The following is a 19,608-nucleotide window of genomic DNA, read 5'->3' on the forward strand; positions in this document are numbered from 1 at the left end:
CAGTGGTTTATTACTGCAACCGCCCATCACAGCAAGGGTTTGAGCGTCGGCCACACGTTGTCGAGCAGTTTAGGCTGTGCCGCCACCGCCGGATGAATGCCGTCGGCCTGCATCATGTCCTGCACACCGCCGACTCCTTCGAGGAAGAACGGTACCAGCGGAACCTTCTGCTCGCTCGCCACGCTGTCGAAGACCTTGGCGAATGCATCGGTATAGCGCTGCCCGTAGTTCGGCGGCAGGCGCATCCCCAGCAGGATGACCTTCGCGCCCGCCTGGCGCGACTGATCCACCATGGAGGCAAGATTCTGTTGCAATTGCGCCGGCGCCATCCCACGCAAGCCATCGTTACCGCCCAGTTCGATCACCACCAGCTTCGGCTTCTGCTCCGAAAGCAGCGCCGGCAGGCGCGCGAGGCCGCCTGCCGTGGTATCGCCGGAGATCGACGCATTCACCACCTGGTAGTCGAAACCCTGCTCCTTCAAGCGCTTGTCCAGCAGGCTGACCCAACCCAGGCTGGTATCCAGCCCCAAACCGGCGCTGATACTATCGCCGACGACCAACAGCGTCTGCGCCGCGGCCTGCTGCGTGATCAGAAGCAACGCCAGGCAGCCGCCCATTAGCCATGCACGCATCGGATTCTCCATGAGCGAAAGCATTCTCACCGCGCGGAACCTTAGCAAGGTTGTTTCCAGCGCGGAAGGCAAGCTGACCATCCTCCACGACCTCTCCCTCGACCTCTCCCGCGGCGACAGTCTCGCCATCGTCGGCAGTTCCGGCTCGGGCAAGTCCACCCTCCTCGGCCTGCTGGCCGGGCTCGACCTGCCCAGCGGCGGCGAGATCGTCCTGCTCGGCCACACCCTCGGCAGGCTCGATGAGGACCAGCGCGCCCGCGTGCGTGCCGCTCATGTCGGCTTCGTCTTCCAGTCGTTCCAGCTGCTCGACAGCCTCAATGCGCTGGAGAACGTCATGCTGCCGCTGGAGCTCGATGGCCGGAAGGACGCCGGGCAGCGCGCCCGTGAACTGCTGGAGCGAGTCGGCCTCGGCCAACGCCTCACCCACTACCCGCGCCAGCTCTCCGGTGGCGAGCAGCAGCGCGTCGCCATCGCCCGCGCCTTCGCCGCCGAGCCGGACGTGCTGTTCGCCGACGAGCCCACCGGCAACCTCGACACCCATACCGGCGAGCGCATCAGCGACCTGCTCTTCGAGCTGAACCGCGAGCGCGGTACCACCCTCGTCCTGGTAACCCACGACGAGCGCCTCGCCCACCGCTGCCAGCGTCACATCCGCCTGGAAAGCGGCCACCTGATCGACCACGTCGAACCCTGACGGACGAGAGCCGATGAAGCCACTGTCGCTGCCTAACCTGTTCCGCCTGTCCCTGCGCCAGCTATGGCGCGAAGGGCGCAGCGGCGAACTGCGCGTGCTGTTCTTCGCCCTGCTGGTGGCGGTGGCGGCCAGCTCCGCCATCGGCTACTTCAGCGCTCGCCTGAACGGCGCCATGCTGGTGCGCGCCGCCGAATTCCTCGGCGCCGACCTGGTGCTCACCGGCACCCAGCCCGCGCGCCAGGAGCAGATCGACAGCGGCCTCAAGCTGGGCCTGCAGCACGCACAGAGCGTGGAGTTCTCCAGCGTGGTGGCCACCGACAACGGCATTCAGCTGAGCAGCGTGAAGGCAGTCGGCGACAGCTATCCCTTGCGCGGCGAACTGAAAAGCGCACCCGCGCCATTGCAGCCGGAGGTCGAAGGCGGACGCCCGGCAGCGGGTGATATCTGGGTCGAGTCGCGCCTGCTGGCGAGCCTCGACCTGAAGATCGGCGACAGCGTCGACATCGGCCGCAAATCCCTGCGTATCGCCCGTGTACTGACCTATGAACCGGATCGCGCCGGCGACTTCTACAGCCTTACCCCGCGCGTGATGATGAGCCTGCAGGACCTGGGCGCCACCGGCGTGGTGCAGCCCGGCAGCCGGGTGCGCTACCGCGACCTGTGGGGCGGTCCGCACGAAGCCTTGCAGGCCTATCGTCAGGCCACTCGGAACACGCTGGCCGCCAACCAGGAGTTGCAGGACGCGCACCACGGCAACCGACAGATCGGCGATGCCCTGGGCCGCGCCGAGCGCTACCTCAACCTTGCCAGCCTCGCCGCCGTGCTGCTCGCCGGCGTGGCGGTGGCGCTGTCTGCCAACCGCTTCGCCACCCGCCGCTTCGACGCCAGCGCGCTGTTGCGCTGCCTGGGACTGTCGCGCCGCGAAGCGCTGCTGCTGTATGGCAGCCAGCTGTTCGTGCTGGGCGTGGTCGCCAGCCTCTTCGGCGCCTTCCTGGGATGGCTGGCACAACTCGGCCTGATGCACCTGCTGGGTAACCTGCTGCCGCCGGAAATCCCCGACGCCGGCATCGTCCCGGCGCTCGCCGGCATGGCTACCGGGCTGGTCGCGCTGGCCGGCTTTGCCCTTCCGCCGCTGGCTGCCCTTGGCCGCGTACCGCCGCTGCGGGTGCTGCGCAGCGACCTGCTGCCGGTGCCGATGCGTACCTGGATGGCCTACGGCTGCGCGCTGCTCGCCCTCGGCCTGATCATGTGGCGGCTGAGCCTAGACCTGAAACTCACCCTCGCCCTGCTCGGTGGCGGCGCCATCGCCGCAGTGGTCCTCGGCTTTATCCTGCTGCTCGCCCTGCGCGGCCTGCGTAGCGCGCTGCAAGGGGCCAGCCTGCCGTGGCGCCTGGGCCTCGGCCAATTGCTGCGTTACCCGCTGGCGGCCGCCGGGCAGAGCCTCGCCTTCGGCCTGATCCTGCTGGCCATGGCGCTGATCGCCCTGCTGCGCGGTGAGTTGCTGGATACCTGGCATTCGCAGTTGCCGCCCAATGCCCCGAACCATTTCGCGCTGAACATCCTGCCGGCCGAGAAAGACGGCTTCGAGCAGCGGGTGAAGTCGCTGTCACCCAATGCCGAAGACCTCTACCCGATGGTGCCCGGCCGCCTGGTGGCGGTGAACGGCAAGCCCGTCCACGCGATGAACGAGGACATCCGCAGCGAGCGCGCCCTGCAGCGCGACCTGGGGCTGACCTGGTCCGCACGCCTGCCCGCAGGCAACCAGATAGTCGCCGGCGAGTGGTGGACGGCAGGTGAGAAGAACGAATTGCCAGGCGTCTCGGTGGAAGAAAAGCTCGCCGGCAACCTCGGCCTGAAGGTCGGCGACCACCTGCGTTTCACCGTTGCCGGGCAGACCCGCGAGGCGCAGATCCGCAGCCTGCGCTCGGTAAAGTGGGACAACTTCCAGCCCAACTTCTTCATGGTCTTCGAGCCGGGCACCCTGACCGACCTGCCGGTGACCTACCTGACCAGTTTCTATCTGCCGGCCAGCCAGGAGCGCCAGTTGATCGAACTGGCCCGCGCCTACCCCACCGTCACCCTGCTGCCGGTGGACGCACTGCTTGCGCAGCTGCGCAGCATCCTCGACCAGGTGACGCTGGCCGTGGAGTACGTGCTGGTATTCGTCCTTGCCGCCGGCTTCGTGGTGCTGTTCGCCGGTCTGCAGGCGACGCTCGACGAGCGCCTGCGCCAAGGTGCGCTGCTGCGTGCCCTGGGGGCCGAACGCAGCCTGCTGATGCGCACGCGGCGCAGCGAGTTCGCCCTGCTCGGCGCGGTCAGCGGCCTGCTGGCGGCACTGGGCTGCGAGCTGATCAGCTACCTGCTCTACCGGCTGGTGTTCGACCTGCCGTGGAGCCCGCACCCCTGGTTGCTGGCGCTGCCGTTACTGGGGGCGCTGCTGGTGGGTGGCGCCGGGCTGCTGGGGACGCGCCGCGCGCTCAACGTGAGCCCGTTGCGCCTGCTGCGCGAGAGCTGATCGGGTAGACTCGCCCGATCACTTTCGCCGCCCTGGATGCCATGAGCCGCTATCGCCCGCCCCGCCCCGCCGGTACCCCGCTGATCACTCCCGAAGGCGAAGCGCGCCTGCGCGCCGAACTGCATGAACTGTGGAACGTGCGCCGGCCACAGGTGACCCAGTCGGTCAGCGAGGCCGCCGCGCAAGGTGATCGCTCGGAGAACGCCGAGTACACCTACGGCAAGAAGATGCTGCGGGAGATCGACAGCCGCGTGCGCTTCCTGCGCAAGCGCCTGGAAAACTGCAAGGTGGTCAGCGAGCGCCCGGCCAATCCAAACAAGGTCTACTTCGGCGCCTGGGTCACCCTGGAAGACGAGGACGGCGAGCAGGCCCGTTATCGCATCGTCGGCCCGGACGAACTGGACCTGCGCAACAACCACATCAGCATCGACTCGCCGCTGGCCCGCGCCCTGGTGGGCAAGGAGCTCGACGCCGAGGTGATGGTGCACAGCCCCTCCGGCGAGAAGCTGTGGTTCGTAGTGGAAATCGAGTACCCCTGAGCAACGCAGGCACTGCACTTGCAGGAGCGAGCTTGCTCGCGAACCTGCCCAGCACCGGAGCTGCCGGGAAATCCGTTCGCGAGCACGCTCGCTCCTACAGGCTTAACCTGGAGCTCAGAGCGACGGCGGGCGACGAGTGATCAGACCCTGGCGGGCGACGCGGGTCAGCTCGTGGATGGCCGACTCCAACTGCTCGGCCACTGGCGACTGGACCACCGCGAAGTCAAAGCTGTCGGACGGGAAGCGCGCGAGATCGGCAAAGGTTTCGGCAAACTGGATCAGGAAGGTACGCGAGCCATTCCAGCGCTTGGGCCAACCATCGAGGTAACGGACGAGGGTGGGCTGGTGATTGCCGCCCAGGAGAATCTTCGGATTGCGACGAACCAGGCCGGTGGTGATCGGAGCCAGGCGCACATGGGGATTGGGACAGGTCATGGTGTCATGTCTTCCGCCTCTTTGGTCCAGCTGGACGCGGCGAGAGGCACACCGAACCAGCGCTTTAGCGGTATTTCGATGCCAGCCATCGCTGCATCCGCGCCCCGCAAGTTGCTACTTAAATCGGCGCTGTGCGGCATCCTAGAGAAGCCCCGGCAAAGCTGTCAAGGAGACTTCAGTCGATGACCACACCACCCCTGCGGCTGTTCTTCGCCCTGCCCTGCCCGGCGCCGCTGGCAGCGCAAATCTGCGCCTGGCGCGATGGCCTGCGCCTGGACGGCCAGCCCGTTGCCCAGGCCAACCTGCACCTGACGCTGGCTTTTCTCGGCTCCGTCCCGCGCGGCCGCAAGGCGGAATTGCGCGCCATCGGCGAACGCCTGCCGCGCCGGGGCTTCAACCTGAAGCTGGACCATATCGCGCGCTGGAGCAATGGCATCCTGCACCTGGCGCCGAGCAGCGCGCCGGCCGCCCTGCATGAGCTGGTGCATGCATTGCGCGAAGAGTTGCGGACAGGCGGATTCGAAGTCGAGCACCGCCCCTTCCATCCCCACATCACCCTCGCGCGCCACGCCCACCAGACGCCGGCTGCCACGGCGTCGTTTCTGCTGCCGGCCCAGGCCGTGACGCTGTTCAGCTCGGAGAACAGCCCTGCCGGCGTGCGCTACCGCGCCATCGGCGAGTGGCCGCTAGATAGCGTCTGATCGAGCCGCCCAGTCCTGGGCGTAATCGAGGAAACGTCGCAGGCCAGCCGTGGGGTACTTGTCGATGTGCAGCGCACGGAAAAAGGTGCGCCGCAGCGGCCCCAGCGGATTATCCAACTGCACCAGCTCACCGCGCGCGAGCTCCGCCTGTACGACACGCTGCGACAGGCAACCGATGCCGAAACCGCTCGCAACCAGCTGCTTGATCGCCTCGGCGTTGCTCACCTCCAGGGGCGCATTGACGCTGCCCAGGCGCGGCAGTACCTGCTGCTCGAAAGTCACCCGCGTGCCCGACCCGGATTCCCGCAGTACCCAGCGCGCCGCCGCCAGATCCTGCAAGGTGACGCACTCGGCCGCCGCCAGGGGATGATCCGGCGCCACGACCAGTAGCAGCTCGTCCGCCATCCAGGGCGTCAGCTGGATCTGCGGATGCTGGATCGGCGCTTCGATGAAGGCCACGTCCAGGCGGAACTCGGCCAGCGCCTCGATCACCCCGCCGCTGTTGGCGACCTGCAGCTCCAGGCGGCTCTCGGGCAATTCGCCGAGAAAGCCGGCCATCACCTGCGGCAGCAGGTAGCCACCAATGCTGCGGCTGGCACCGAGGCTCAATTGCACCGGCGCTGACTCGAACAGGCTCTCCAGCTCGGCACTCTGCGCCAGCAGCGCACTGGCCTTGGGATAAAAGGCGCGGCCATTGTCGTTCAGCGCCAGACGTTTGCCACTGCGGTCGAACAGGCGCGTGCCGAGTGCACGCTCCAGCTCCTGCAACGCCTGGCTGGCGGCGGACTGCGAAAGCGCGATGCGTGCCGCGGCCTGGGTGACATTGCCCAGTTCGGCAATCGCGGTGAAGGTCGCCAACTGGCGAAGGGTGATGCGCGGGCCCATATCGATAAAACCGGTCATCCCAATAAGAACAATCCGTTTTTACACTAAGCGGCACCACGGCACCATGGCTTCACCTTACACAAGGAGCCTGCAATGAACGCCCTCCGCCGCCTGCCCTACTTCGTCCCCGGCGCCCTGCTCTGCCTGGCCATCGCCTTCGGCTCGCGCCAGCTCATGGAAATTCCCGCACTGCAGCACCTGGGGCTCGGCAGCCTGACCCTGGCAATCCTCATCGGCCTGCTGGCCGGCAACCTGGGGCTCGCGCGCTTCGGCAGCATTCGCCCCGGCATCGACCTCTCTCGCCAGCAACTGCTGCGCCTGGGCGTTGTGCTCTACGGCCTGCGCCTGACCTTCCAGGACATCGCCGCCCTCGGCCCGGCAGCATTGATCATCGACGTGCTGATGGTCGCCAGCACCCTGACCGTCGCCTGGTGGATCGGCGAACGCTGGCTCAAGCTGCCGCGCGAAAGCGCCCTGCTGATCGGCGCCGGCAGCGCCATCTGTGGAGCCGCTGCGGTCATGGCGAGCAGCCCGGTGCTCAAGGCGCGTGCCGAGCACACCGCCGTCGCGGTAGCTACCGTGGTGCTCTTCGGCACCCTGGCGATGCTGCTGCATCCGCTGATCTACGCCGCACTGCCCAATCTGTTCGGCAGCGAGCAGGCCTTCGGCGTGTTCACCGGCTCGACCATCCATGAGGTCGCCCAGGTGGTTGCCGCCGGCCGCGCCATGGACCCGGCCGCCGCGGACGCCGCGCTGATCAGCAAGATGTTGCGGGTCCTGCTGCTGGCCCCGGCCCTGCTGATCCTCGGCCGCGTCGGTTGCGCCGAAGCCGCCGAGCCCGGCGCGCGCCGCAAACTGCACATTCCCGGTTTCGCCGTGTTCTTCCTGCTGGTGACCGGCCTGCGCTCGCTGGGCTGGGTGCCGGAAAGCTGGCTGGCGCCGCTGCAGCAACTGGATGACGTGATGCTCGGCATGGCGATGGCCGCCCTGGGCCTGGCCACCCGCCTGGGCGACCTGCGCAAGGAAGGCCCCAAGCCGCTGCTGCTGGGCGCCGGTCTGTTCGCCTTCCTGCTGGTGGGCGGCGGCCTGATCAACGGCGGCGTACAGTACCTGTTCCACTGATTCACGCAGGCAAACAAAAAGGGCGGGCACCTTGGGTGCCCGCCCTTTTTCGTTATCGCGTCGGCGATCAGCTGGACAGCTTGCGGTCCAGCGAGAACGGGCCGGCGCCGCTGATCAGCAACGCGACGCTGATCATGATCAGGGTGAAGGCGTATTCGAAGCCGTTGGCGGTGATGAAAAAGCCGTTGGCCAGGTGCACGCTGAACACCGCGACCAGCATGGCGACGATCAGCGGGATGCTGGCCAGGCGCACCAGCAAGCCAAGCACCAGGGCCAGGCCACCGAAGAATTCGGCGCTGCCGGCCAGGGCAGCCATCAGGTAGCCAGGAGTCACGCCGAGGGATTCCAGCCAGCCCGCCATGCCTTGCAGACCCGGGCCACCGAAGGCACCGAAGAGCTTCTGCGAGCCATGAGCCATGAAGGTCAGGCCGGTGGTGATGCGCAGGACAGCGATGCCGGCGCCAGCGTTGGTGGTCAGGATGGATTTGATCAGCGAGTTCATGGTGCGTCCTTATGCGAGCTCTAGTGGGAGCGAAGGGTTGCGTAGGAAGTAGGTGACAACCGTGGTTGCTTGGCGACCAATATAACCAGTTTTTACGATATCAAAAGCGCAAAATCGCGCTGATAATTATCGAATAAACTGATTACCTCTTGATTGCCGCCACGCTCTCACGTGGCTCGAGGCCATCACGTTCCCGCTGATATGCAAGATAGTACTTGTTGACGCTACTGACGTAGTTCACCACGCCCATGCCCAACTGCTCGGCCGCCACGCGCTCGACCTGGAAGAACCACTGGTTGGGGTTCAGGCCCTGGCGCTTGGCCTCCGCACGCAGGCTTTGCACCCGCTCGGGACCGGCATTGTAGGCAGCCAGAACGAAGGCCATGCGGTCCCGTTCATTGATGCGCGGGCTGGAGAAGAAGCGCTTGCGCAGCATGGCCATGTAACGGCTGGCTGCCTGCACGTTGTTCTCCTTCTGGTGCACGGTATCCACGCCCACGGCGCGGGCCGCCGCCGGGGTGATCTGCATCAGCCCGGTGGCGCCGCCGGCGCCGCGCGCGCCGGCATTCAGGTTGGACTCCTTGAAGCCCACGGCGGCCAGGGCCAGCCAGTCGACCTTGCTCTGCTCACCATAGCGTTGCAGGGTCGGGCGCACGGCTTCCAGGCGCTTGCGGTCGGGAACGAGCAGCGGGTTACGCACCTGGTAGGCGCGGCGGTACAGGCGCTGGAAGGCCGCGTCCTGGTCCGCCGGGGCGCGATAGTCCTTGAGGAAGCGGTTGACGCTGGCGCGCAGCATTGGCGCGTCACGACGTACGTACCAGGCCATCGGCTCGCTGTTGTCCAGCACCAGATGACGATCGACGCGCAGCTTGGTGAAGACCTTGCTCCAGCGTTCGGCGATGGGCTGCTCGACCACGGTGTAATTGAAGATGCCGGCCTGGACCATCTCCAGCACGTCTTCCACCGCCAGGGAGGAATCGGTCCACTCCAGCACCAGCGGCGCCATGCGCTTCTGCGCCAGGCGCTCGTTGACCTTGCGCACGGCCTCGCCGGCGGCGCTGCCGGCTGGCAGGGTGATGGTGCGGCCGGCCAACTGCTCCAGGCGTACGAACTTGCGGTTGCCCTGCTTGGTCACCAGCACCAGCGGCACGTCGGCCTTCCACGGCAGGCTGGGGCTGACGTTCTGGCCATCGCGGGCCAGCAGGACTTCCCCGGGCGCGACCAGATCGCCTTCACCGCGCTGCAGCGCGCCGAGCAATTGATCCTTGGCCTTGGGAATGAACTTGATGGTGAGCGGCTTGCGCCCTGGGGCACTGTCGTTGAGGTATTGCTCGAAGGCGCGCAGGCGACGGTATTCGATGCCAATGGGTTCGCCTTTGATCTCGCCGGAGCTGTTGCGGCTCTGGTTGACCAGAACCCGCAGGGTGCCGCCGGAGCGGATCGTGGCAAGGTCGCGGGCGTCGGTGTTTTCCTGCTCCCAGTTTTCCGGCTGGGCCGTCAGGCGCGCGGCCGCCGGCAGTGGCGTCAGGGCCACGAGGCACAGCAGTAGCAACAACAGTCGGGTCATCCAGCTCTCCAGGGGCTCGCACTCGGCGGCGGGCCGATTAGAGTGCGGTTTCGGTCGGGGGTTCCCGACCGCCAAGGGCGCGCAAGATTCTCACAGGAGGGGCTCATTACCAACCCGAAACTTCCGATATATCTTCGGAACAATCCGCAACCTGTTGTTTTTTAAGAATTTTCGTCTGGAAAGAGCGTTTTGCTATGCTCCGCATCCAGACAAAGGGAACAAAAATGCAACTGATCGACATCGGCGTCAACCTCACCCATCCCAGCTTCGAGCCGGAACGTGAAGCGGTCCTCGCTCGCGCGATCGAGGCCGGCGTCGCCCAGATGGTGCTCACCGGGACCAGCCTGTCCGACAGCGAACAGGCCCTGGAGCTGTGCCGGGAACTGGACGAAGAACAGCGCCTCTACTGCACTGCCGGTGTCCATCCCCATGAAGCCAGCCACTGGGACAGCGGCAGCGCCAGGGCGCTGCGCGGCCTGCTGGCGGAGGACCGGGTAAAGGCCGTGGGCGAATGCGGCCTGGACTTCAACCGCGACTTTTCGCCGCGCCCGCAGCAGGAAAAGGCTTTCGAAGAACAACTGGGCCTCGCCGTGGAACTGCAACTGCCGGTGTTCATCCACGAGCGCGATGCCGGAGAGCGCCTGCTGGCGATCCTCAAGGACTTCCGCGACCGGCTCCCTGCGGCCGTGGTGCATTGCTTCACCGGCGAGCGCCGCACACTTTATTCCTACCTCGACCTCGACCTGCACATCGGCATTACCGGCTGGATCTGCGACGAGCGCCGCGGCACCCATCTGCAGGAGCTGGTGCGGGAAATTCCCGAAGGCCGGCTGATGCTGGAAAGCGACGCACCTTATCTGTTGCCGCGTACGCTGCGGCCCAAGCCCAAGAACGGCCGGAACCAGCCGGCCTACCTGCCCGAAGTGCTGACCTGCGTGGCCCAGCACCGTGGCGAGAGCGCAGAGCGCGTCGCTGCCCATACCACCGAGTGTGCGCGGCGCTTCTTTGACCTCCCGGAAATTTGAACCGGCTCTCAAGAATGCCCTTCCTCGGCCGATAAGTCGGGAGCGGAAGGTGGCTTGATTCCCATCAATGGCCACCTTCATCCCTTTTCACGACAATAATGGCGCCCTGCCACTATTCGACCGACAAGAAGACATCTATGGCCGCCTGGATCCGCGATATTTCCCTCAAGTACAAATTCTGGGCCGTCAACGCGGTCGCCTTCGTCACCACCCTGCTGCTGGTGCTGTTCGCCATGCACCAGGAGCTCGATGGGCGCAACCAGCAGGCACGCCAGGGTGCCGAAGCCCAGGCCCAGATGCTCAAGGGCTGGCCGGCGGGCTCGGCACTGCCGACTTCGCCGAACCTCGTCAGCTTCGCCAGCGGCAGCGCACCGCAGATCGCCGGTGTTGACAGCTCGGCCCTCGCCCGCGCCAGCGGCTGGGTGGACCTGCAGGGTGCGCAGAACCGCAACGGCGCGCTGGCCGGCGCCTACGTGCAGGACATCGGCAACGGCCAGCGCGTCGCCGTGCTCGCCCCCGGCGCCGACTTCTGGAGCGTCTTCGAGGACCGCGCCCTGCCCTTCGCCGGCGCCGTACTGGTGCTGATGCTGGCCCTGCTGGCCGCCTCGCAATTGCTGATCCGCTTCATCCTCACGCACCTGCTGACCCTGCGCGACGTGATGCTGCACGTGGAAAAGAGCGGCGACCTATCCGCCCGCGTGCCGCTGGAAAGCCGCGACGAAGTCGGCCAGATGGCCACTGCCTTCAACGCCATGCAGGCCGGCTACCAGCGCGTGGTCGGCACCGTTGCCCAGGCCGCCGGGCGCCTCGACGAAGGCGCGCGCAGCCTTGCCAACAGCATGGGCCAGGTGCGCCAGGGCATGCTCGGCCAGCAGAGCGAGACCGATCAGGCCGCCACCGCCATCAACGAGATGTCCACCACCGTCCACCACATCGCCCAGCACGCCGCCGATACCCGTGACCAGTCGCAGGAGGCCGATCGCCTCGCCGGCAATGGCCAGCAGGTCGTCGGCCGTGTTGGCCAGTCCATCGCCGGGTTGTCCCAGGGCGTGCAGCAGACCGCCGAGATGATCCAGCAACTGGCCCAGGACAGTCACAAGATCAGCAGCGTGGTCAGCGTGATCCACGGGATCGCCGAACAAACCAACCTGCTGGCTCTCAATGCCGCCATCGAGGCCGCCCGCGCCGGCGAGATGGGTCGCGGTTTCGCCGTGGTGGCCGACGAAGTGCGCAACCTCGCCAAGCGCGTGCAGGACTCCACCGACGAGATCACCCAGATGATCAATGCGCTGCAGTCCGGCACCCGCGACGCCGTGGAATTCATGCAGGAAAGCTCGATCAAGGCCGATGGCTGCGTCGAGGAAGCCCGTGAAGCCGGCGAAGCCCTGGCGGCGATCGCTTCGGCGGTGGCGCTGATGCGCGAGAGCAACACCCAGATCGCCGTGGCCGCCGAGCAGCAGAGCCAGGTCGCCGAGGAAATGACCCGCTCGGTCGTCGGCATCCGCGACGTTACCGAGCACACCGTGCAGCAGACCGTGGACTCGGCCGGCACCAGCCACCAGTTGGCGGACCTCGCCGGCGAGCTCAGCCGCGCCATCCGCCAGTTGCGCCTGTAATCCCTATCGCCTGCATAGCCTGCGCCCATTGGCGCGGGCTTCGGGGCAGCACCTAGACTGCTGATATTCCGCCCGCCTGCGTCCAGGCGGGCTTTTCAGTCTCGGGAGCACCCACATGGGCAAACGTCATCCCAACCTCCTCGCCTGGCAGTGGCAGGGCTACGCCGCCAACCATCGCAACCCGACCAACCTGGCGCTGCACATCATCGCCGTGCCGCTGTTCATCCTCGGCGCCCTGACCCTGCTCAGCGGGCTGTTCGGCCTGAGCCTGTCGGCGATCCTGCTGGGCGTGATCGGCATGGTCGCCTCGCTGGCCATCCAGGGCCGCGGGCACAAGCTTGAAGAGCAGGCGCCCGAACCCTTTACGGACCGCAAGGACGCCGTCAGCCGTCTGCTGGTCGAGCAGTTCGTCACCTTCCCGCGCTTTGTTTTGAGCGGCGCCTGGTGGCGCGCCTGGCGCAATCGCCGGCACTGAGCCGACCATAAAACAGCAGGGCGCGGCATTCCGGCCATTCAAGTACCAGGCAGGTTCGCCGATATAATCGTCGAGATTTCGTCACGAGCTGTTGAGATGTCGGCTTTTCGCCATTTTATTGGCATTTTTACCTGCCTGTTTATTGTCACGACCGTGCTCTCAGCCCCGCAACCGGCGGCCGAGCGCACCGTGCTGACCATTGCAGTGAAGGGCCAGCCGCAACTCCAGCGCCACTTCAGCCTGCGCGAGCTTGAAGCGCTGCCGCAGAGCGAGCGTCGCTCGATGCTCCCGGACGAAACCCAGGTCCATGACTGGCAAGGCGTGCGCCTGAGCACCCTGCTCGCCGGCTTCGAGCGAGGCGACGCCCAGCGCCTACGAGTCGAGGCACTCAACGACTACTCCGCGCTGATTCCACTGAGCGACCTGGACACCTTCGACCCGATCCTCGCCTACCGCCGCGACGGCCAATCCATCGGTATCGCCGAGCGCGGCCCGCTGTTCGTCATCTACCCGATGCTCGATCACCCGGAGTTGCGGACCCAGGTCTATTTCAACCGCACCGTCTGGCAGGTAAGCCGCATTACCCTGGAGTGATCGCCGTGCCCCCGCAACTTCCCAGGCGGCGCTATCGCCGCCTGACCGTCATCATCCTCAGCGGCCTGATTGCGGCGCTGACCGCCGGCGCCGGCGCTGCACTGCTGATGGTGCACCAGCATGTCCGCCAGCTGGCCCATCCCGCCGCCCACAGCGAGCTGTGGCAGGCCTACCAGCTGCGGGCCGAGCTGGAGCGCTCGTTGAACAGCGCCCGGCAGGTACTCGCCGGAGAGAGCGACAGCGATGCCTTGGCAACGCGCGTCGAAGTGCTCGCCAGCCTCCTGCCGCCGCTGCGCACTACACCGGTCTATGGCTACCTGGTCGTGCCTCGCCCGGAAGTGCAGGCGACCCTGGAAAATATCCAGCGCCTGAGTGACGCCTGGCTCAAGCGCGCTCCCTGGGGTAAGCCACAGGCCGCGAAGCTGCTGGCCGGCGAGATGCTGCGCGAGCTGCCGCCCCTGCTCGAACCCACGCACGAACTGGTGGTAGTCACCAATATCGCCCTGACCAATTACATGGACGCCGAGCGCCTGGATCTGCAGCGCGCCTTCAACCTGCTGGCCTGGGTGCTTTTCGGCCTCGGCTTGTGCAGTGTGCTGCTGGCCTTGCGGGTGATCGCCAACTCGCGGCGCAAGCTCCTGCTCACCCAGCGCCTGCACGACCTCAACCAGTCGCTGGAGCAACGCGTCGAACAGCGCACCCAGGAATTGAGCGAGCGCAAGTCGCTGCTGCGCTACATCCTCGACACCAGCCCCAGCGACGTAGCACTGCTCAGCGACGAAGACTCCCGCGCCCATTACGTCAGCCCGCGCCTGTTGCAGCGCACCGGCATCCGCCCGCACGAGCCCTTCACCCTGCATCGGCTGTTCGACGATCCCGACGAGGAAGCCCGCTTCCGCCAGTCCCTGGCTGACAACGGCCAACTCGACAGTTGGGAAACCCGCCTGGCGGGCAACCCGGCCTACTGGGCCATCGTCTGGGCACGGAAGCTGGAAATAGACGGCCGGCCGGCCTCGCTGGTGTGGAGCTTCGACATCAACCAGCGCAAGACCATGGAGCAGGAACTGCGCCTGCTGGCCACCACCGACCCGCTGACCGGCCTGCAGAACCGCCATGCCTTCGTCAAACGTGGCGTCGCCCTGCTCAAGAGCGCACAGCGCTACGACCGCCAGTGCTCGGCGCTGATGCTGGACATCGACTTCTTCAAGCCGATCAACGATACCCACGGCCACGCCTTCGGCGATGCCGTGCTTCAAGCCGTGGCGAAGGAGCTGACGCAGGGACTGCGCGAAGTGGACCTGCTTGGCCGCCTGGGTGGCGAGGAGTTCGCCGCGATCCTTCCCGAAACCGACCTGCCTCAGGCGCTGCAAGTCGCCGAGCGGGTGCGCAACAGCGTGCAGGCGCTGTCCTTCACCAGCGAAGACGGCAGCCGCGTGCGCCTCACCCTGAGTATCGGCGTGGCGGCGCGACGCGAAGGCGAACTGCGCCTGGAAGACCTGCTCGCCCGCGCCGACCGGGCGCTCTACCGGGCCAAGGCCGGCGGCCGCAATCGTACCGAGACCGCACCCGGCACTTAGCGGGGCAGCCCTAACCGAAGATGGTCACCGTCTGCCGGCCGATCGCCAGGAGCTGGCCATCGGCTGACCAGGTCTGGGCGGCGATGTGCCCGTAACCGTCGCGGGCATGCTCGATGGTCGCCAGATACTGGCACCAGCCATTCGCGGGCATCGAGGGCAGCGGCTGGACGAACTCCACGGTCCAGGTCAGCGAGCTGGAAGGTGCTGGCGATTTCAGGTGCGGCAGGTTGGCCGGCGGCCAGGCGTCGATCAGCGCCAGCAGGTGGCTGATCTCCATCGGCTCCTCGCCGACGTCGTCGCCACGGAAGCGCATCCAGCCACCCATCTCGCGCTCGCGACTGGCCGAGAACGGCATGTGCCCGACCGCCCAGCGCATGGCGATATTCTGGGTGAAGGCCGGCATCAACTTGCGAATGTACGGCAGCTCCTGGCAGTCCTCGATGGCCTTGAACACCGGCGGCGGCAAGCCCTCCATCTGCACAGTGGATTCACGCCCCACACCGAAGCTGCCTTGCGCCAGCAGCACCACCTGCCCGTTCTGCACCGCGCGGCAGAATACCTGGCTGACCGACTTGCCCTCCCGCAGCACTTCGGCCTCGAAGCTCACCGGCACTTCCACCTCGATGGGGCCGACGAAAGTGATCGCCAGCGAACGCACCGGTCGTCCGGCCTCGGCCGCCGCCGCCATGGCCTCGTAGGCCAGCGCCGCCACCAGGCCGCCGAAACTCGCGCGGCCCTGCGCCCAAGTGGCGGGGATGACAATGGACAGCGGTGCGGCACGCACCGCCCGGAGCATTTCGCTGAAGGACATGATCGGACTTCCCTGAGGCTTCTGGAAAATGGCAACTGGTTGCGATCTTAGGGGCACCGGCAGCCCCGGCAAACCATCCAAAGCCTTGTCCCTTGCAGGAAATGCCCTGTCATCAATGAGCCCTATGCAGCGCTTTCTGCAGGGCCTCCAGGCTCTCGTCGGCGAGGCGCTCGGCGAGGTCGTGGCGGGCGTTCCAGTGCGGCTGCAAGGGCATCAGGTCCAGCTCACGCTCGCTGCGGATCAGCCACTGCTCGTAGTCATGCCAGTCGCCCAGCGCCGACTGTGCGTCCTTCAGCGGCGCCAGCAGCCGCTGCGGCACGGCGGACTCCTTCGGATAGGCCTCCAGCGAATAGCGCACCCGCTTGATCAGCAGGCGCAGGCGATGGCGGTCGTGGGTCGGGTCCTTCAAGGCCTCGCGAAGCTTCTGCCACTCCCTCGCCAGGCGCTTCTCCACCTTGCCGTGCAGCCCCTTGAGCACGCCGTGGCGCTCGGAGGTGCGCCACAACTGCGGCCAGCCATCCAGACGCATCATCAGGCGCTCCCACTGCGGACTGGCAAGCAGCGTGGCGTAGCCGGAGATCAGCGCCGGGCGCCGCAGCGCAGCCGCGCGCTCGTAGCCTTCAGCCTCAAGCACCGGCAGCAGCACTTCGAGATCACGCAACGGGCCGCTGAGCCGGCCCATGTCGCCCAACGCCTGCTCCAGTTCGTCGATACCCGGCATGCCCCGCACCGGGTGCAGCAGGCTGCGCAGCCGGCGCACGGCGATGCGCAGGTCGTGCAGCGCTTCGGGATCGGACTCGGCCTTCAGGCGGGAGGACGCGGAGAACAGCGCGACCTCCTGCTCGATCAGATGGCTTACCAGGTAATCGCAGAAGGAGGTCACGGCAGGCTCCACGCCAGAGGGTGAAATATCAGGTTAGCCCCCGCCAGCACAGCGGCAAGGGCCGCGATGTCACGTTCCGTTTCTGCGCGCCGACCATAAGCGCCAGGGCAGTTCGCGACGCAGGCGCGCCAGGTGCGCGCGCAATTCGGCCGGTGCCGTGGCAGCTCCGCCATAGCGCTGCGCTTCGAAGGCTTCCAGGTAGCTGCGGATCGCCTGGGCATGGGCCGGGAGGACTTTGCTCGCGCGCCGGCAGAAGTCCCGCGCGCCCTCCCCCGGCTGGCGGTGCACCCCCAGGGGCGCGAGCATCCTTTCGAAACGCTGGAAGCTCTGCAACTGCAGATCAGTGGAACGCCGCCAGGGCTTGAACAGCACCAGCGCAAGCAAAGCCAGCAACAGCGCGCCGCCGCCCACCAGAACGACGGCGACCCAGCGTATATCGAGGCTGCCAAACCACCGACGCAGCAGGTCGCCCTGCTGATCAGCCTGATAGCCGAGCACCCAGCGTTGCCACCCGTAATTGATGTTGTCCCAGGCAAGGCGCAACTGGTTGACCAAAGGAATATTGCGATAGCGCAGTGGGGAGAACAGGTCTCCTTGCAGGAAGCTGCCTTCTCCGCTCATGGCTTGCTCCAACCCTTCCTCGATGCGCTCGGGCGACACGGCGGCGGTCGGGTCGACGCGCGTCCAGCCGGCGCCAGCCTGCCAGTACTCGACCCAGGCATGGGCATCGAACTGATGGACCAGCAGATAGTTGCCGGCCGCATTGAGCTCCCCGCCCTGATACCCCGCCACGACTCGCGCGGGAATTCCGGCAGCACGCAGGATGAAGGCCGTGGCTCCGGCATAGTGCTCGCAGAACCCGGCACGAGTGTCGAACAGGAAGCCATCGATACGCTGCGAGCCGGTCGCCGGTGGGCGAAGCGTGTAGCGAAATGGCTCCTCGCGGAAGTGGCGCAGGACAGCCATCACTAGGTCCGGTGCCCGTGGATACTGCTGACGCAATTGCTGCGCCCAGGCCCGTGCCCGCTCGTTACCGGCAGCGGGAAGGCCGAGATTCAGGCCCTGGGCGCGGCGACCATCATCCGGTTCCAGCAGCGCACGCGGCCAGGATGTGACGCCATACAGCAGGCTCTGATGCACCGAAGTGCGGCGTTCGAGATGAAAGTCGCTGGTCAGCTCGACGTTGCCCTGATCGCTATTGGCCACGTCCAGCCCAAACAACCAGGAGCGCCCTGTCGGCTCCATGACGATCTGGTATTGCAGCGGTTCGCCCTGCCGGCGCCACTGCGGCAGGGCCTCACCACGCCGACTGACCATCGTCCAGCGCTCGCCGTCGAAGCGCTCCAGAGTCATCGCACGCCAATACAGTTCCGAAGGTGGCGGAGCCACTCCGTCAAAACTGACGCGGAACGCCAGCGCCGGAGACTGGGTGAGCTGCACCATGTCGCCTGGCATCATCGAATCGGTCAGGCCGGTGAACGCCTTGTCACCGGGCAAAGGCAGCGACCACAGCGGCCCCATGCGCGGGAACAGCACGAACAGCAACAGCATCAGTGGCAAGGCCTGCAATAGCAGGCCTCCGGCCAGTCTCAGTGTCGACAGAGGACGATGGGCGAAGCCGCTCTGCTGCAGCCCGATGGCCGCCGCCAGAAGGGCCACGACCGGCAACAGACTGAAAGCCGCGGCCATCAGATCGTCCTGGAACAGGTAGCTGGTGGTGACGGCGAAGAATCCGAGCAGGATCAGCACCCAGCCATCGCGGCGCGTGCGCAACTCCACCAGCTTGATCACGAAGGCTGCGATCATCAGCACCACACCGGCTTCCAGGCCGATCAGCGAGCCGCGAGAGAACCACACGCCGAGCCCCGCCACCACGACCAGCGCCAGCCTGGCCAGCGCATTGGGGTAGTTGGCACGCATACGGAAAACCTGGATGCGCCAAAAGGCACAACCCAGCCAGAGTCCGACGATCCAGACCGGCAGGTGCTCCAGATGCGGAAGGATCACCACCGCCTGCGCCACCAGCAGCCAGGTCAGTGCCACCCGCGGAATCGGCTGAGCGGAGGTTGCAGTGACGTTACTCACGAGCGCCCCCATAGAGTGCCAATGCGCGCAGGCAGGCCTCGCGATGGCCGTCGCCGATGCCCACCGGCACCTCCTTTTCGGGCATGCGCAGGCCGAACGGCTCCTGGCGCTGCGACAACTCCAGCACCCAGTGACACAGCCGAGACAAACGGCCCTCGACATCACCACCGAGTCCGTCGAACTCCAGCCAGACATTGCGCCCGGCCAGCGCAGAGAAATCCTTCACCAGCAGGCCCTGGCCACGGGAGTAGGCCTTCCAGTGCAAGCGCCGGCGCGAATCGCCCGGCTGGTAGGGCCGCAGGCCCTGGTAATCATCGACGCCGCGCCCGCTGGGCCGCACGCCTTCCTCGTCGCTCTCCGCCGCCCCGCTTTCCAGTGGCAGGTCGCCGGGCTGCGGATGCGGGTAGACCAGCACCGACTGGTCCAGGTCAACCCAGCTCCAGGCGACCAGCAAGCCCAGCGGGAAGCGGCTCTCCACCCGCAGGCGACCAGGGCGCAACCAGCCACGGCGCTCGGCTGGCACGCTCAGCAGCAACTCTTCGGCGTGGTCCGCCGTAACATCGGCGAACTGCATGCGCTCGGCTTCCCACCCCAGGCCGATGGCCTGCCGGTTGCGCCCTTCGCCTTCCAGGCGCACCCGGAAAGCTGCCTGCTCGCCGACGAACACTGGCTGCGCGCCGAGCGCCGACAGACGCAGGCCGCCCAGGTTGCGGTAGGTATGGAGGATGGCGACGATGAACAGCGACAGCAGGAGGAAGGTCAGGCCATAAGCCAGGCTGTTCTGGTAGTTGATCGCGGTCAGCAGCATCAGCAACAGCGCGACGCCGAACGCCAGGCCCTGCCGAGTGGGGATGATGAAGATGCGGCGCTGGTTGAGTTGCAGCGAAGGAGACGGCGGTATGCGCCGGGCTATCCAGCTTTGCCACAGCGGCCTGACCCTAACGAGCATG

General features: G+C 66.6%; 19 protein-coding genes. 10 read left to right on the forward strand and 9 right to left on the reverse strand.

Annotation, left to right across the window (positions count from 1 at the left end; genetic code table 11):
• Positions 1 to 26: 26 nt before the first annotated feature.
• Complete coding sequence (locus RS899_RS15990) at positions 27 to 632, reverse strand: arylesterase (protein WP_315807550.1); 606 nt, start codon at positions 630 to 632, stop codon at positions 27 to 29.
• A 10-nt stretch (positions 633 to 642) separates the two neighbouring features.
• On the opposite strand from RS899_RS15990, the gene RS899_RS15995 reads away from it, so the two are divergent.
• From RS899_RS15995 to greB, 3 genes are read left to right on the forward strand one after another with little or no spacing between them, the layout of a single operon-like run.
• A complete protein-coding gene (locus RS899_RS15995; protein ID WP_054909693.1) occupies positions 643 to 1,326 on the forward strand; it encodes an ABC transporter ATP-binding protein in 684 nt (227 codons plus the stop codon).
• Positions 1,327 to 1,339: 13 nt separating this feature from the next.
• Positions 1,340 to 3,841: an ABC transporter permease gene (locus tag RS899_RS16000; protein WP_315807551.1), complete on the forward strand. Its 2,502-nt coding sequence runs from the start codon at positions 1,340 to 1,342 to the stop codon at positions 3,839 to 3,841.
• A gap of 41 nt (positions 3,842 to 3,882) precedes the next feature.
• Positions 3,883 to 4,380, forward strand: a complete 498-nt coding sequence (gene greB, locus RS899_RS16005; protein WP_054909695.1) for a transcription elongation factor GreB — start codon at positions 3,883 to 3,885, stop codon at positions 4,378 to 4,380.
• 114 nt (positions 4,381 to 4,494) lie between these two features.
• Here greB and RS899_RS16010 read toward each other — a convergent pair whose 3' ends face one another.
• Complete coding sequence (locus RS899_RS16010) at positions 4,495 to 4,815, reverse strand: hypothetical protein (protein ID WP_054909696.1); 321 nt, start codon at positions 4,813 to 4,815, stop codon at positions 4,495 to 4,497.
• 182 nt (positions 4,816 to 4,997) lie between these two features.
• On the opposite strand from RS899_RS16010, the gene thpR reads away from it, so the two are divergent.
• Positions 4,998 to 5,516 carry an RNA 2',3'-cyclic phosphodiesterase gene (gene thpR, locus RS899_RS16015; RefSeq protein ID WP_315807552.1) on the forward strand — a complete coding sequence of 173 codons (519 nt, stop codon included), beginning with the start codon at positions 4,998 to 5,000 and terminating at the stop codon, positions 5,514 to 5,516.
• Here the strand turns inward: thpR and RS899_RS16020 are convergent.
• Complete coding sequence (locus RS899_RS16020; protein WP_315807553.1) at positions 5,502 to 6,419, reverse strand: LysR family transcriptional regulator; 918 nt, start codon at positions 6,417 to 6,419, stop codon at positions 5,502 to 5,504. The genes thpR and RS899_RS16020 overlap by 15 nt on opposite strands.
• A gap of 75 nt (positions 6,420 to 6,494) precedes the next feature.
• Between RS899_RS16020 and RS899_RS16025 the strand changes: the two genes are divergently transcribed.
• Positions 6,495 to 7,523, forward strand: coding sequence for a YeiH family protein (locus tag RS899_RS16025; RefSeq protein ID WP_233297951.1), 1,029 nt, complete (start codon positions 6,495 to 6,497; stop codon positions 7,521 to 7,523).
• A gap of 67 nt (positions 7,524 to 7,590) precedes the next feature.
• Here the strand turns inward: RS899_RS16025 and RS899_RS16030 are convergent, their stop codons facing one another.
• Both RS899_RS16030 and RS899_RS16035 read right to left on the reverse strand, forming a co-directional pair.
• Positions 7,591 to 8,025, reverse strand: a complete 435-nt coding sequence (locus tag RS899_RS16030) for a DoxX family protein (RefSeq protein ID WP_017517576.1) — start codon at positions 8,023 to 8,025, stop codon at positions 7,591 to 7,593.
• A gap of 142 nt (positions 8,026 to 8,167) precedes the next feature.
• Positions 8,168 to 9,592, reverse strand: coding sequence for a transglycosylase SLT domain-containing protein (locus RS899_RS16035; RefSeq protein ID WP_315807554.1), 1,425 nt, complete (start codon positions 9,590 to 9,592; stop codon positions 8,168 to 8,170).
• A gap of 224 nt (positions 9,593 to 9,816) precedes the next feature.
• Between RS899_RS16035 and RS899_RS16040 the strand changes: the two genes are divergently transcribed.
• The 5 genes from RS899_RS16040 (at position 9,817) to RS899_RS16060 (ending at position 14,879) form a co-directional block, all read left to right on the forward strand.
• Positions 9,817 to 10,617, forward strand: a complete 801-nt coding sequence (locus tag RS899_RS16040) for a TatD family hydrolase (RefSeq protein WP_315807555.1) — start codon at positions 9,817 to 9,819, stop codon at positions 10,615 to 10,617.
• 137 nt (positions 10,618 to 10,754) lie between these two features.
• Complete coding sequence (locus RS899_RS16045) at positions 10,755 to 12,233, forward strand: methyl-accepting chemotaxis protein (protein ID WP_233297954.1); 1,479 nt, start codon at positions 10,755 to 10,757, stop codon at positions 12,231 to 12,233.
• Positions 12,234 to 12,348: 115 nt separating this feature from the next.
• Complete coding sequence (locus RS899_RS16050) at positions 12,349 to 12,708, forward strand: Mpo1-like protein (protein ID WP_054909702.1); 360 nt, start codon at positions 12,349 to 12,351, stop codon at positions 12,706 to 12,708.
• A gap of 189 nt (positions 12,709 to 12,897) precedes the next feature.
• Positions 12,898 to 13,302, forward strand: a complete 405-nt coding sequence (locus RS899_RS16055) for a molybdopterin-dependent oxidoreductase (protein ID WP_315807556.1) — start codon at positions 12,898 to 12,900, stop codon at positions 13,300 to 13,302.
• Positions 13,302 to 14,879, forward strand: coding sequence for a GGDEF domain-containing protein (locus RS899_RS16060; protein WP_409978085.1), 1,578 nt, complete (start codon positions 13,302 to 13,304; stop codon positions 14,877 to 14,879). Before RS899_RS16055 ends, RS899_RS16060 begins: the two co-directional genes overlap by 1 nt.
• Before the next feature lie 10 nt (positions 14,880 to 14,889).
• Here the strand turns inward: RS899_RS16060 and RS899_RS16065 are convergent, their stop codons facing one another.
• The 4 genes from RS899_RS16065 to RS899_RS16080 all read right to left on the reverse strand — a co-directional run bounded on the left by RS899_RS16065 (position 14,890) and on the right by RS899_RS16080 (position 19,607).
• Positions 14,890 to 15,690 (reverse strand): acyl-CoA thioesterase, encoded by an 801-nt coding sequence (locus RS899_RS16065; protein ID WP_315807558.1) that lies wholly within the window; start codon positions 15,688 to 15,690, stop codon positions 14,890 to 14,892.
• Between the two features lie 112 nt (positions 15,691 to 15,802).
• Positions 15,803 to 16,573, reverse strand: coding sequence for a CHAD domain-containing protein (locus RS899_RS16070; RefSeq protein ID WP_054909704.1), 771 nt, complete (start codon positions 16,571 to 16,573; stop codon positions 15,803 to 15,805).
• 69 nt (positions 16,574 to 16,642) lie between these two features.
• Positions 16,643 to 18,670, reverse strand: a complete 2,028-nt coding sequence (locus RS899_RS16075) for a DUF3488 and transglutaminase-like domain-containing protein (protein ID WP_315807559.1) — start codon at positions 18,668 to 18,670, stop codon at positions 16,643 to 16,645.
• Complete coding sequence (locus RS899_RS16080; RefSeq protein WP_315807560.1) at positions 18,651 to 19,607, reverse strand: DUF58 domain-containing protein; 957 nt, start codon at positions 19,605 to 19,607, stop codon at positions 18,651 to 18,653. Before RS899_RS16080 ends, RS899_RS16075 begins: the two co-directional genes overlap by 20 nt.
• Between the last annotated feature and the right edge of the window lies 1 nt (position 19,608).

The organism is Pseudomonas sp. C9-3, from assembly GCF_032392015.1.
GTDB classification, from domain to species: Bacteria; Pseudomonadota; Gammaproteobacteria; order Pseudomonadales; family Pseudomonadaceae; genus Pseudomonas; species Pseudomonas nitroreducens.

Excerpts from the sequence above, each read along its gene's own strand:
- RS899_RS15990 (WP_315807550.1), bottom strand. The coding sequence starts at position 632 with ATGCGTGCATGGCTAATGGGCGGCTGCCTGGCGTTGCTTCTGATCACG.
- RS899_RS15995 (WP_054909693.1), top strand. The coding sequence starts at position 643 with ATGAGCGAAAGCATTCTCACCGCGCGGAACCTTAGCAAGGTTGTTTCC.
- RS899_RS16000 (WP_315807551.1), top strand. The coding sequence starts at position 1,340 with ATGAAGCCACTGTCGCTGCCTAACCTGTTCCGCCTGTCCCTGCGCCAG.
- greB (WP_054909695.1), top strand. The coding sequence starts at position 3,883 with ATGAGCCGCTATCGCCCGCCCCGCCCCGCCGGTACCCCGCTGATCACT.
- RS899_RS16010 (WP_054909696.1), bottom strand. The coding sequence starts at position 4,815 with ATGACCTGTCCCAATCCCCATGTGCGCCTGGCTCCGATCACCACCGGC.
- thpR (WP_315807552.1), top strand. The coding sequence starts at position 4,998 with ATGACCACACCACCCCTGCGGCTGTTCTTCGCCCTGCCCTGCCCGGCG.
- RS899_RS16020 (WP_315807553.1), bottom strand. The coding sequence starts at position 6,419 with ATGACCGGTTTTATCGATATGGGCCCGCGCATCACCCTTCGCCAGTTG.
- RS899_RS16025 (WP_233297951.1), top strand. The coding sequence starts at position 6,495 with ATGAACGCCCTCCGCCGCCTGCCCTACTTCGTCCCCGGCGCCCTGCTC.
- RS899_RS16030 (WP_017517576.1), bottom strand. The coding sequence starts at position 8,025 with ATGAACTCGCTGATCAAATCCATCCTGACCACCAACGCTGGCGCCGGC.
- RS899_RS16035 (WP_315807554.1), bottom strand. The coding sequence starts at position 9,592 with ATGACCCGACTGTTGTTGCTACTGCTGTGCCTCGTGGCCCTGACGCCA.
- RS899_RS16040 (WP_315807555.1), top strand. The coding sequence starts at position 9,817 with ATGCAACTGATCGACATCGGCGTCAACCTCACCCATCCCAGCTTCGAG.
- RS899_RS16045 (WP_233297954.1), top strand. The coding sequence starts at position 10,755 with ATGGCCGCCTGGATCCGCGATATTTCCCTCAAGTACAAATTCTGGGCC.
- RS899_RS16050 (WP_054909702.1), top strand. The coding sequence starts at position 12,349 with ATGGGCAAACGTCATCCCAACCTCCTCGCCTGGCAGTGGCAGGGCTAC.
- RS899_RS16065 (WP_315807558.1), bottom strand. The coding sequence starts at position 15,690 with ATGTCCTTCAGCGAAATGCTCCGGGCGGTGCGTGCCGCACCGCTGTCC.
- RS899_RS16075 (WP_315807559.1), bottom strand. The coding sequence starts at position 18,670 with ATGGGGGCGCTCGTGAGTAACGTCACTGCAACCTCCGCTCAGCCGATT.
- RS899_RS16080 (WP_315807560.1), bottom strand. The coding sequence starts at position 19,607 with ATGCTCGTTAGGGTCAGGCCGCTGTGGCAAAGCTGGATAGCCCGGCGC.